The organism is Flavobacterium tructae (genome assembly GCF_002217475.1).
GTDB lineage: Bacteria > Bacteroidota > Bacteroidia > Flavobacteriales > Flavobacteriaceae > Flavobacterium > Flavobacterium tructae.
This window is the reverse complement of sequence record NZ_MUHH01000022.1, coordinates 108,576-120,810: the sequence shown is the minus strand read 5'-3', so window position 1 is coordinate 120,810 and position 12,235 is coordinate 108,576. Positions and strand designations below refer to the sequence as shown.

At 34.8% G+C, this 12,235-nt stretch carries 14 protein-coding genes; 6 read left to right on the top strand and 8 right to left on the bottom strand.

The features are described from left to right. Positions 1-201, top strand: a complete 201-nt coding sequence (locus tag B0A80_RS10415; RefSeq protein ID WP_017496183.1) for a hypothetical protein — start codon at positions 1-3, stop codon at positions 199-201. 4 nt (positions 202-205) lie between these two features. Further along, positions 206-811 (top strand): FAD-dependent oxidoreductase, encoded by a 606-nt coding sequence (locus B0A80_RS10410; RefSeq protein WP_089077273.1) that lies wholly within the window; start codon positions 206-208, stop codon positions 809-811. Positions 812-871: 60 nt separating this feature from the next. Here the strand turns inward: B0A80_RS10410 and B0A80_RS10405 are convergent, their stop codons facing one another. From B0A80_RS10405 to B0A80_RS10390, 4 genes are read right to left on the bottom strand one after another with little or no spacing between them, the layout of a single operon-like run. Continuing rightward, complete coding sequence (locus tag B0A80_RS10405; RefSeq protein WP_089077244.1) at positions 872-1,237, bottom strand: nuclear transport factor 2 family protein; 366 nt, start codon at positions 1,235-1,237, stop codon at positions 872-874. A 17-nt stretch (positions 1,238-1,254) separates the two neighbouring features. After that, positions 1,255-2,832: a S41 family peptidase gene (locus tag B0A80_RS10400; protein ID WP_089077243.1), complete on the bottom strand. Its 1,578-nt coding sequence runs from the start codon at positions 2,830-2,832 to the stop codon at positions 1,255-1,257. Next, positions 2,833-3,264 carry a deoxycytidylate deaminase gene (locus B0A80_RS10395; protein ID WP_017496187.1) on the bottom strand — a complete coding sequence of 144 codons (432 nt, stop codon included), beginning with the start codon at positions 3,262-3,264 and terminating at the stop codon, positions 2,833-2,835. A 5-nt stretch (positions 3,265-3,269) separates the two neighbouring features. After that, positions 3,270-3,863: a HupE/UreJ family protein gene (locus B0A80_RS10390; RefSeq protein WP_017496188.1), complete on the bottom strand. Its 594-nt coding sequence runs from the start codon at positions 3,861-3,863 to the stop codon at positions 3,270-3,272. Positions 3,864-4,034: 171 nt separating this feature from the next. Between B0A80_RS10390 and B0A80_RS10385 the strand changes: the two genes are divergently transcribed. Next, on the top strand, positions 4,035-4,466 hold the full coding sequence (locus B0A80_RS10385) for a tellurite resistance TerB family protein (protein WP_017496189.1): 432 nt from the start codon (positions 4,035-4,037) through the stop codon (positions 4,464-4,466). Positions 4,467-4,640: 174 nt separating this feature from the next. Here B0A80_RS10385 and fbp read toward each other — a convergent pair whose 3' ends face one another. Then, positions 4,641-5,648 (bottom strand): class 1 fructose-bisphosphatase, encoded by a 1,008-nt coding sequence (gene fbp, locus B0A80_RS10380; protein ID WP_017496190.1) that lies wholly within the window; start codon positions 5,646-5,648, stop codon positions 4,641-4,643. Positions 5,649-5,819: 171 nt separating this feature from the next. Between fbp and B0A80_RS10375 the strand changes: the two genes are divergently transcribed. Both B0A80_RS10375 and B0A80_RS10370 read left to right on the top strand, forming a co-directional pair. Continuing rightward, positions 5,820-6,308: a GNAT family N-acetyltransferase gene (locus B0A80_RS10375; protein WP_089077242.1), complete on the top strand. Its 489-nt coding sequence runs from the start codon at positions 5,820-5,822 to the stop codon at positions 6,306-6,308. Between the two features lie 117 nt (positions 6,309-6,425). Then, the gene (locus B0A80_RS10370) at positions 6,426-7,685 is read left to right on the top strand and encodes an aspartate kinase (RefSeq protein ID WP_089077241.1); all 1,260 of its coding nucleotides are present in this window, start codon (positions 6,426-6,428) and stop codon (positions 7,683-7,685) included. A gap of 68 nt (positions 7,686-7,753) precedes the next feature. On the opposite strand, the gene B0A80_RS10365 is transcribed toward B0A80_RS10370, so the two are convergent. After that, positions 7,754-8,107, bottom strand: coding sequence for a helix-turn-helix domain-containing protein (locus B0A80_RS10365; RefSeq protein WP_089077240.1), 354 nt, complete (start codon positions 8,105-8,107; stop codon positions 7,754-7,756). A gap of 152 nt (positions 8,108-8,259) precedes the next feature. On the opposite strand from B0A80_RS10365, the gene B0A80_RS10360 reads away from it, so the two are divergent. After that, the gene (locus B0A80_RS10360; RefSeq protein WP_089077239.1) at positions 8,260-8,754 is read left to right on the top strand and encodes a hypothetical protein; all 495 of its coding nucleotides are present in this window, start codon (positions 8,260-8,262) and stop codon (positions 8,752-8,754) included. 64 nt (positions 8,755-8,818) lie between these two features. On the opposite strand, the gene B0A80_RS10355 is transcribed toward B0A80_RS10360, so the two are convergent. Both B0A80_RS10355 and B0A80_RS10350 read right to left on the bottom strand, forming a co-directional pair. Further along, entirely contained in the window at positions 8,819-10,990 is a 2,172-nt protein-coding gene (locus B0A80_RS10355) for an outer membrane beta-barrel family protein (protein ID WP_089077238.1), read from the bottom strand. A 102-nt stretch (positions 10,991-11,092) separates the two neighbouring features. Beyond that, complete coding sequence (locus tag B0A80_RS10350) at positions 11,093-12,166, bottom strand: helix-turn-helix domain-containing protein (RefSeq protein WP_089077237.1); 1,074 nt, start codon at positions 12,164-12,166, stop codon at positions 11,093-11,095. Positions 12,167-12,235: the final 69 nt, after the last annotated feature.

The following is a 12,235-nucleotide window of genomic DNA, read 5'->3' as shown; positions in this document are numbered from 1 at the left end:
ATGAAAATTTTTACTTCAATTTTAGTGCTTTTGGCTTTAGCATTAATCGTTTTTAATATTACGCTACTGGACTTCAAAAATCCTTTTCAGGGAGACAGTGTAGTTGCTTTTATTGGAATCGCTGCTTCATTCTGCGCCGTTTTAATTCTTTTGATTTTTAGAATCTCTAAAAGAATTGAAGAAAAAACAAACGGACGATAATCCTATGTTTGATGTTTTAATTATTGGCGGAGGTGTTTCAGGCATGTCCTGTGCCCTTGTATTGGGATCAGCCAAAAACAAAGCTTTTGTAACCGACAAAAAAATCGGAATTTTTACACATCAAAAAAACTCTTCTCTACAGGAAGCCATTTTTTACAATGCTTACGGCATTACACCCGGTAAACTGGGATCTGATTTGTTAGTAGAAAGTACTCAGGATTTAGCCAAAACTTATCCGCATATCACTCAGATAGAAAACGAAAAGGTAGTTAAAGTTGAGGGTTCATACCCAGACTTCATTGTAACTACCAACAAAAACTCTTATAAAACAAAAAGTATCGTAGTTGGCATTGGTTCAGCGAATACTTTTGACATAGAAGGCTTAATGCAATATATCGAGCCACACAAGAAAGCACTTCCAGAAAAACAGCGAATCCAACTTAAAAATGACGACCACAAGGTTGCCGATGGCATTTACGTTACAGGAACTCTGGCAGGCTGGAGAAGTCAATTGGCCATTGCAGCCGGAAGTGGTGCTGCCGTAGCGACAGACATCTTAACTTTATGGAACAACGGTGTACAAACTCATGCTCACGACAGTATTCGATAAAACCCTGGAAAATTAGCACAAAAGCAGCGCAGATTAACAAAATCCAGCTTAGATCGTTTTTTACTGCAATTGAATACAGCTTCCGGCAATTACTTTCGGGTTTTCATCAAACTGTTTCCAAACCCTGATGTACCTAAAAGTTCCGTTAAAGGGATCATGATTAAAGCTTCCTTTTAATAAAATCGTTACCGCAACCACAGCCGAGCCATCAATTAAGTTTATAGTCTGATCTGAAGCTTCTAATGCATCTATTTGCATCTTACCTGAACGATACGAATTTAAATCAAACTCTTTCGTAATAGTTTGTCCGTCCGGTAAATTAAAAAGTAAATCGTCATGTAGCATCTTTTCCAAAGTTGGAATATCTGCACTTTTCATGGCCGTTAATAGTTCAATCTCAGCATTTACAATAGTTTCTATTTTCATCTGATGAAGATTAGGGATTACTTGTTTGGTTTCAAAACAGCCTTGATCATGGCATCTTCTTTTAAAATAACATCGTAGTAATACAATTCGCCATACAATTGTCTGGCAAACTCAGCAGTGATATATCGATTTACCAACGCTTTGGTTTTGTCAAATTTCAAATCTAAACCGGCTGACAACACATAGGTTTTGAACTTTTTAAAATACAGATCAGAACTCTTCATCTTTGCCAAAAACTCATTAAAATGGAGTCCGGCAAATACACCTCTGTTTTTATCCAATTCTTCAAAAACGAAATGCCCCACAATTCCGGTTTGCATCAGGTAGGCCACATTTTCATTCCCATGCTCGGCCTCCATCGGCACGAAAACATCAGGAACAATTCCGCCACCGCCATATACAATTTTACCTTTTGGCGTTTTAAACTTTAAAGAATCGGCCACTTTTATACTGTCTTTTGCATAAAGTTCGCCTGATTTTATACGGGCTTCAGATTCCTTAAAATAGTCTTCATTTCCTTTTTTATAAGGCTTCTGAATCGATCTTCCGGTTGGGGTGTAATAACGAGCCACGGTCAACCTCACTGCCGATCCGTCGTTGAAATCCATTTCACGCTGCACCAGACCTTTTCCAAAAGAACGTCGGCCTACAATGGTCCCTCGGTCGTTATCCTGCAATGCTCCCGCCAGAATTTCACTGGCCGATGCACTGTTTTCATTAATCAGCACATACACTTTTCCGGTTTCAAAACTGCCTGCTTTGGTTGCATAAGTCTTCTCGGTTGTACCGTTTTTATTTTTAGTAAAAACGATGAGTTGTTTGTCTTTTAAAAATTCATCTGCAATTGCAATAGCTTCTTCCATATAACCACCGCCATTGTCACGAAGGTCAATCACCAGCGACTCGATTCCTTTTTGCTTCAATCGATCCAGACCACTCTTAAACTCATTAAAAGTAGTTTCGGCAAAACGATTGATTTTGATATATCCGGCATTATTCCCCAGCATCAATGAAGCATCGACACTTTTGATTGGAATAACATCTCTTTTTACTTTAAACTTAAGTTTCTTTTGTTCTGATCTTCTAAAAACAGTCAGTTCAATCTCAGATCCTTTTAATCCTTTTAACTTAGAAAACAAAATATCTGAAGACAATCTGCGTCCGAACAGTTTGGTTTTTCCGGCAAATAGAATACGGTCGCCAGACTTTATTCCGGCTTTTGCCGAAGGCCCGTTTTCAATTGGTTTTATAATGGCAACAGAATCTTTGTACATGTAAAAATTAATTCCAATCCCTACAAAATCTCCTTTCATGCTTTCGGCTACTTCGGCCTGTTCTGTTGGGGGAATATAAACGGAATGCGGATCTAATTTTGATAAGATATTGTCGACTGTAAGATTTACAATTGAATCGGTGTTGATACTGTCAACATATTCATTATTGATAAAATCGATCAGCTTATTCAGTTTGGTTTTTGAGTAATTTTTAGCCAAAAGCTGATCATCCGCGGGAGCATTCATCAGGCTTCCGAGAACAATACCCAGAGCTAAGGTTGCTCCGATAACAAGTGGTAAATATTTTGAATTAAATTTCATCTACTCTTCTAAAACAGGAATATGTTCGACTTCGACACCTGCTTTTATTAAAAACTGAATTCCGGAATCGTCACGATATCCGTCATGATACACCACTCTTTTTATACCCGACTGATGTATTAATTTACTGCATTCTTTGCAAGGTGAAAGCGTAATATACAATGTCGCTCCTTCGCAGGATTGCGTTGATCTTGCTACTTTCAAAATGGCGTTTGCCTCGGCATGAAGAACGTCCCAACGGGTTAATCCTTCCTCATCTTCACAGCAATTTTCAAAACCAGACGGGGTACCATTGTATCCATCCGAAATAATCATCCGGTCTTTCACAATAATAGCACCTACCTGCTTTCGTTTGCAATACGACAATAAACTCCATTCTTTGGCAATCCGCAGATAAGCTTTGTCGTATTTATTTAATTTTTTTTTCTTCATTTATTTTATCTGTTCCAAATTGGGCTTTCAATAATCATGGGAATAACCACTCCGATAACAAAAGCCGACATTACAAGTGCCCAATCGCGTTTTGAAAAACGAAATATGGTCTGCACAATATAAGATAGTATCAAAACTACAAAAACCACAACCAGTTGTGCTGCTTCAATTCCTAAAGCAAATTCTCCTAAAGGTAGTAATTTTGAACCAGGTGACCCTCCTAAAATTGTTTTGAAATAATTCGAGAATCCAAGTCCATGTATAATTCCAAAAAATAAGGTCACAAAAAACACTACATTCAAACCGTCATTTTTAGAGTTCTTTCCGGCCGTTAAAAGATTAAAAACTGCGGTAATTAAAATCGTTATGGGGATTAAAAACTCAACAGTATTCACTTTTATCGCAATAATTCCGTAAACAGAAAGCAATAAAGCCAGTGTATGACCAATTGTAAAAACAGAAACAAGAAGCAAAATACGTTTCCAGTCTTTAAACAAATAAGGGGTTGTTAATGCAATTAAAAAAAGAACGTGATCATAAGCGTTAATATCTAAAACATGCTTTAATCCTATTTGAAAATAAATCCAAAATTCTGACATAAGGGTACTCTATTATAATGATTAGGGGCTGTAAACTTACGATTTATTTTGAACAATTATAGATGTCCCAAACTAAAACAACCGATAAAAATTAAGTTAAATTTTATGAGAACTTTAAAATTAATAATTTAAAATAAAAATTATCTTTGTAGGATAAAAAAAACCATAATTATGTCATTTTCAGATTTATTTGATAGCGAATTCAAACAAAGAAACAAAGGTCACTTTTCTGCTATTGTTCGTGTAGCACTAGCTGATGGAATTGTACATCCTGAAGAAAAAAATTTCTTGGACAAATTGGCTGCACGTTTAGAAATTTCAGAAACTGAATACGAAGAAATTCTTAACGACCCATTAAAATACCCTATCAATCCTCCTTATTTGCACGTACAGCGTTTAGAGCGTTTGTATGATTTAACAAGAATGGTACACGTAGATCACCATCTTGAAGACCAACAAGAAGTGATGTTACGAAAATTAGGTATCGCTTTAGGTTTTACACCAAGCAACGTAAACTATATCATTTCTAAAGCATTATCATTAGTCGACAAAAAAGTAGACGGTGATACTTTTGTTTACGAAATGCAACACATGCATAAATAGTATTCAGTCGCAGTTTTCAGTTTTCAGACTGATAGCTAAAGCTAAATAAAAAATAAACCCGACAGTTCAAAACTGTCGGGTTTTCTGTTTTTAAACCGAAACTAAAATTTACCGCAAAAGAAACCCGACAGGTTTTAAAAACTTGTCGGGTTTGAAACGAACCAAAAACGGAGATTACTCTGTTTCCGCCATAAATTCTTCTGCTTTTTCTACCATGTTGTAACTTCCGCAAAAAAACGGAACTCTCTGGTGCAATTCAGTTGGCTGTATTTCCATAATTCTTCCAAAACCATCTGTTGCTTTTCCTCCTGCCTGTTCTGCGATAAAAGCCATCGGATTGCATTCGTACAACAAACGTAGCTTCCCTTTTGGTGCTTTTGAACTGGTTGGATAAATATAAATTCCTCCTTTGATCATATTTCTATGAAAATCAGAAACTAAACTTCCGATATATCTTGAAGTGTAAGGTCTGTCTTCTTCTTCTCTCTGACAATATTTGATATAATTTTTTACTCCTTGTGGAAAGTGAACGTAATTTCCTTCATTGACTGAATAAATATTCCCATTTTTTGGAAATTTCATATTAGGATGTGACAGATAGAATGTTCCAATCGCCGGGTTTAAGGTAAAACCGTTTACGCCATGACCTGTGGTGTATACCAACATCGTCGACGTTCCGTAAATAACATATCCTGCTGCTACCTGATTGACTCCCGGTTGTAAAAAATCCTCGCTTGTAACCGGAGTTCCGATAGGTGTAATTCTTCTGAAAACCGAAAAAATGGTTCCCACTGATACATTCACATCGATATTTGAAGATCCGTCCAGCGGATCCATTAAGATCACGTACTTATTATTATGACTGTTGTCGCTCCCCTGAACAGTAATAAAATCGTCGTTTTCTTCTGAAGCAATACCACAGACAATCTCACGGTTAATTAACGTCTGAATAAATACTTCGTTTGCATATACATCTAATTTTTGCTGGTCTTCACCCTGAACATTCTGCTCTCCTGCAGCGCCAATGATATCCACCAATCCAGCTTTGTTTACTTTATAGTTTACGACCTTGGCCGCCAAACGTATAGAATTGATAATTCGGGAAAGCTCCCCCGACGAATATTGAAATGCTTTTTGGTTCTCAATAATAAACTCTCCCAGTGTTTTATTGCGTTCTTCCATTACTAAATCGTTGTAATTTTGTTTTTAAGTCACAAATATCGTTTTTTTTGTGAGAATGGTTTAAAAATTATTTCGTTAGTTTGCCACTATTGTATATTTGCTAAACAAAGCCCTAAAGTACTGAGCAAAAGAATACTTTTTTAGCTAATAAACGCTTAATAATAAGAATATATGAATATTAGAAAAGGGAATCCTGAAGACATGAAATCGGTTCTGGGATTAATACAGGAGTTGGCAATATTCGAAAAAGAACCAAATGCCGTAGTGATTACAGAAGCAGATTTAATACGTGACGGTTTTGGTGAAAAACCACTGTTTCATGTGTTTGTTGCAGAAATTGATACTGACGAAAATCATAAAGAAATTGTTGGAATTGCATTCTACTATTACCGATACTCGACCTGGAAAGGAAAAACAATACATCTTGAAGATTTGGTCGTTAAAGAAAAGATGAGAGGTACAGGTCTAGGGTCTGCACTTTATGCCGAAATCATAAAACAGGGAAAGCGGGATAATGTTCTCAGAATCGATTGGAATGTTCAGGACTGGAATACTCCTTCTGTAAAATTCTACGAGAATTCGGGTGCAAAAATCCTTGAAGACTGGAGAGTTGTTCAAATGGACGAAGCGGGAATTAATTCGTTTTTAGAAAAATTATAAAAAATAATATTTTGCCACGAATTTCATCAATTAATATAGATTCATGGCAGAAAAAATGATAACATATATAAGATTTCATCCGGTCTGAAATCTGAAATAAAAAATCTAAAATTAAAAATGAGAGTATTTAAATTTGGTGGAGCATCGGTTAAAGATGCCGAAGGAATTAAAAACGTATACGACGTTTTACAAAAAGTAGGTTATGAAGATGTGATTTTAGTAGTTTCCGCAATGGGAAAAACGACAAATGCTCTTGAAGTAGTAATCAAAAATTATTTTGAAAAATCATCAGAACTGAGTTCATCCGTACAGGAAATAAAGAAATACCACAATCAAATTTTACTGGATTTGTTTGAGAACGAAGAACATGCTGTTTTTACTGCTGTAAAAGCGCTATTCTCTGAATTGGAATATTTCCTGGCACACAATAAATCTCCAAACTATAATTTTGTTTACGATCAGATTGTGAGCTTCGGAGAATTGATTTCAACGACTATCTTAAGTCATTTTATGAATTTTATGGGCATTCAAACGCAATGGCTGGATGTTCGAAATTTTATCAAAACCAATGCCAACTACCGTGATGCTGAAGTAGACTGGGAGGTTACACAACAAAACATCAGTAAAAATGTTCCTCGTAAAGTTCTAAACATTACTCAGGGATTCTTAGGTGCCGACGAGAACAACTTTACTACCACTTTAGGTCGTGAGGGTTCTGACTATACCGCCGGAATTTTTGCCTACTGCCTAAATGCAGAAAGTGTTACAATTTGGAAAGACGTTCCGGGAGTTATGAATGCCGATCCGCGTTATTTTGAAAATGCGAGTTTATTAAACCAGATTTCTTATCGTGAAGCGATCGAGCTGGCTTTCTACGGAGCTACTGTAATTCACCCAAAAACATTGCAGCCTTTACAGAAAAAGGAAATTCCGTTGTACGTAAAATCTTTTGTTAATCCACTTTTAAAAGGAACCTGTGTTTCTAAAGGTGTCGATTTGGAGCCGCAATATCCTTGTTTTATCGTAAAAAGAGAACAGCTTTTAATTTCTCTTTCTTCGATTGATTTTTCTTTTATTATGGAAGAGAATATCAGCGAGATTTTTGCTTTGTTTCACCAATTTAAAATAAAAGTAAATCTGATTCAGAATTCTGCCATTAGTTTTTCGGTTTGTGTGGAAGATAAATTTGGGAATTTTAATGACCTGAACGCCATTCTTTCGAAAAAGTTCAAAGTAGAATTTAGCGAGAATGTGACTTTGTATACCATTCGTCATTTTACAGAACAAGCGGCACAAACGGTAGAAGAGAACAAAGCCGTTTTATTAAAACAAGTAAGCCGCGAAACGATGCAAATCGTTACTAAAGAGATTAACTAAATCTGCATTATACGTTAATTATATAATTCATATACTTAAAAAGCTTCACCAATAAAGTGAAGCTTTTTTTATTCCTGCCCTTTATTCAAATGTTTAATTATAATTTTAAGATCTTCAATCTCTAATTCGTATTTTCTGATAATCTTTCGATAAACAACAAGCATAGAATAGTCTATCAATTGATCAATATTCATTAAACTCTCATAAGTTTTAACCCCTATCTCTTCTCGCACTAATTCTTCCGGTGCTATTTCAAAAACCTCACAAATCCTTTTAAAATGAACTACCCAGGAAGTACTTTCTCCGCGTTCCATTCTTGCATAAGCCGATGGTGATATATGAAGACTGTCTGCCACTTCTTCTTGCGACATATTTTTCTCTTTACGCAGCATCTTTAATTTTCCCCCTACAGTCTTATTCATGATTGGTACTTTTCTTGCGTATAAATATAGGAATTGTTTTACAATTATTTAGAAACAGGCTTTAAATAACCGTTTTTCGGCTGACAATTTCCCCGAAAGCAGTTTAACTTTAATAAAAGAAAAATTCTACATTAACTAAGAACTGCTCCACTATGAAAAACAAAATCAAATCATTTGCAATGCTTCTCTTAGTGTTATCTCTTACTTTTTTATCCTGTGTAAAAGATGAAATGATTAATAAAGACGGAGAGATTTCACAAGAATTAAAAAACGATCCACTATTTGAGTCGATGGATAAAGCCTACAACAAGTACTGGGAAGATGTTTTAAAATATCCTCGAGACAATGTAAATCAAACCTTAGAGAAAAAATTCACGGAAGACTTACAACTAAATAAATTTAAAAATTTCAAAGATTTTGCAAAAGCCAAGGAAAAAACAGGATACGTTGATTTTGGAAAAAGAGTTCGCAATCTAATTGCTTTTAAAGCAGCTGAGGAAAAACTTTTCCAAAAATATCCGGAACTGAAAGTCAACAAGAAAAAATTTTACCCCTACTTCTTAAAAAACCGACGATCTCAAATCGGAGATGAAAAAATGAAACAATTACTATTAGAAAGAAAAAATATACAGTTAAAAACCCAATAGACTAAAGAAATGAAAAAAATGATAGTGTTTTACTAATTGAATAAGTGATGCTTTTTCATTCCAATCATCTTGCTCTGTTATTCTCTACTTCTTCTGTTTTCAATTTCCTGAACATCTGTTTCTTTGAGTTTCCAAAAGTATAGGTCGCAACCAGTCTGAAATAGTTTGTTGTATAGGTCCTGTGATAATAGATTTCGCTTTGTCCAACATTATAATTTCCGGAAGTTCTAAATTTGTGGAGTATGTCATTCGCTGTAAAATTTAGTTTTAATGCATCATCAAAAAAGTTTCTTTCAATCCCAATAGTTACTGTTGACCGATCATCATCATGACCTAATCCGTAGCTTCTGTCTCCCAAATACCAGGCAAGTAGTTGAATTTTGAACAGATTAGGGATTGTAAACGTATTGTTCGAGTACAGATACAACTGCGGTTTAACAGCCCCAAATTCATACGAATATTTATGATCAACCGCTTTACTATAACTGACACTTATCGTATTTACAGAGCTCCAAATTTTATTCTTGAACGATCTTGAAAGAGAAACAAAAAAAGTATTTTCTCTATCAAAATTTATCGATCTTAAGATATAACTGTTCGGATTATCTCCTCGCAAAGCGGCTCCGGATATAGGATCTGTTTTATGTGTATATCCTATTTTAAAATCGAATTTTCTGTAGAATGCGCCAATTTCAAAAGCATGAACTTTTTCCGGCAACAAATCAGGATTTCCTTCTATGGTCGTAAAAGGATCCTGGTAAATAACAAATGGATTTAAAGACTGATACCGCGGTCTTGTTATTCTGGAGACATAAGAAACATGTGCTTTAAATTCATCCGAAACCTTCACATTCAACAGAACGTTTGGAAAAAGATTCGCATAACTTTTTTTAAATTCCTGATTTCCGTTAGCATTGGTACGCAAATCGTAATTGGTCCACTCTCCCCGGGCACCAAGCGAATAACTAAACTTTTCACTTAATGATGACAGATAACTAAAATAAGCCGCACCAATTTTCTCATCGTATTTAAAATCACTTGAAAGCCCTGTGTCCACTTCAAAATCGCCTTCTTTTACTTTTGATACCAGAAAATTCGTTTCAGAATTAATCACAGCACGGCTAAATTTAGCTCCCATTTCTAATGTTGTATCTTCATCGATCTTTTTAGCATAATCTGACTGTATGCTTGTAATATTTGTAGTGTTTTCTACATTGTTCTTCAAGTATTTTTCGGTCAGAAAGCTATCGACCAGACCATTTTCATCAATGAAATCCTTAACATCTCCATTATAATTAGAATATTGAGTGCCTACAAATAATGACGAACCCAGATCATCCGTTACCAGATTGTAATTTAAATTAATGAACTGATTTAACAACACATCATTTTTAGAAATGTTAGTACTGTAAAGGCTATTACCAATGTTATTTGTTATTGTATTTCGACTTATAACCGCTCCTCCCAAATCTGCAACATTACCGCTATACCCCAACGTAATGTACTGTTTGTCCGAGAAGGCATATTGTAATCCAAATCCAAAATTGGAATAATTGTTAAATTGTCTTTGCCAATCTGTAGTCAGTTTTGATTGCATATACTCGTCGGTACTGGATCTTGTTCTTGTGGTATATAATAATTCCCTTCCTTTTCCTAATTGCAATCCATAATTGGTTATAAAAGAGAATTTGCCTTTTGTATAATTAAAATCAAGCAATGTATTGGTGCTGGTTCCGGCAAATTTTGAAACGGTAACTTGTTGACTTGCTGTCCCCATCATTCCGCTTTCAATATTCTTTTTGGTAATAATATTGATCACTGCTTTTCCTTCGGCATCATATTTTGAGGAAGGATTAGAAACAACTTCAATCTTCAAAATTTGCGAAACCGGAATTGCGGCAAATCGTTCATTATTAATCAGAATTCCATTGAGATAAATAATTGCTTCACCTTTACCCAGCACACTAATTTGTCCATCAGCTGCAATAACATTTGGAACTCTACCTAATAATTCAGTAACAGAACTAGTGGTGGAAAGTAAAGTATTTGCGACCTGAACCTCAACCGTTCCGTTTGTTCCATGTTTTATCAATGTCGGCTGGCTTTTTACAACCACTTCCTTTAACTCATCAATCTGATCTAAAACCTTATCTTGATTTGTTGGTTTAGATTGTGCTTTTGAGCTTATAGAACAGAAAAATAAAAAACAGGAATAAAGAGTAACAACAGATCTCATCGTTTATGGTAATTAAAATTTGACTTTTATTGGAACAAAAGTCCGCAGTAAATCACGTTATGAGATCTTCAAAATAGAAATCAGGAGTACAATTTTATAAATTCACACTTGGTTTGAGTTTCTAAAATCTGCACTTTGATAATAAGAAGGTGTTTTTCCGGTATACTTTTTAAATGTCGCAAAAAATGTCGATTTGGAATTAAAACCAACATCGTAACCAATAGCTTCTAAAGTAAGCTTATCATTTGAAATTATAATTTCGCGGGCCTCTCTAATTCTGAATTCATTTACAAAACTGGTAAAGTTCTTACCTAAATTATTATTTAAAAACTGTGATAATTGATGGCTTGTAATATTGACCTCTTTAGCCAGGTCTTGCAGTGAAAGATTTGGATTTTTATACAATGCTTTTTCATTCATTACACTTTCTAACTTCTGAGATAAAACTCCTGCCTCTTCAGTATCTATTTTTTTTACAGCACCTTTTGTGCCATTTAACAGAAATAAATCATCAGTCCTCTTTCGATACAAAAGGATTGATACGACTAAGTATAGAATAAAAGAAAAAACAACTGCACCGCTGATATAAATTGCGGCCGGTGCTCCAATTAAAGCAAGAAAATAAAAAACGAAAAGTAAAAGGATACCTAAAAAGAGCATTCCAAACCACATTTCAGATGGAGACGTTTTCTCTTTTCTGCTAAAGATTTTTTTCAGAATTGCTTTAATGGTAAACCCTGAAGCGACAATATAAATAAACCATTGCAGATAAATAATTCTGATAAAACGAAAACTCCAAAGTTCCGGATAATATTCATAAGGAAAAATAACACCAACTAAAACACTAAGGATCCCCCAAAATAGAAACGTGAGTTTCCAGGATTTTGGCATTACATTTATTTCGTCTACAGCTGATTTTAGAAAAAAGTACAAACAAGGACCTATGAAAAAGCAAGCTGTCAGCCCAATCTGCAAATACATTTTGGGTAAAGTTGGATTAAAATAAACAAATACTGATTTTGCGATTCGTATACTTAAAGCGAACAAAAGACCTCCTAAAAAATAGTTTGTAAGAAATCTTTTTTTAGTAAAAAAGAAGAAATAGATGCTTAAGATAATTCCGTTAAAAGCTCCTAATGCACTAAAAAAGAATAAAAGTTCTTTACTGGAATCCATTGTTTAAGGTTGTTACATTCCGTGCAAAGCTAAAAAAAAATACTATTTTAACTACTTTTCTTCTCTTTC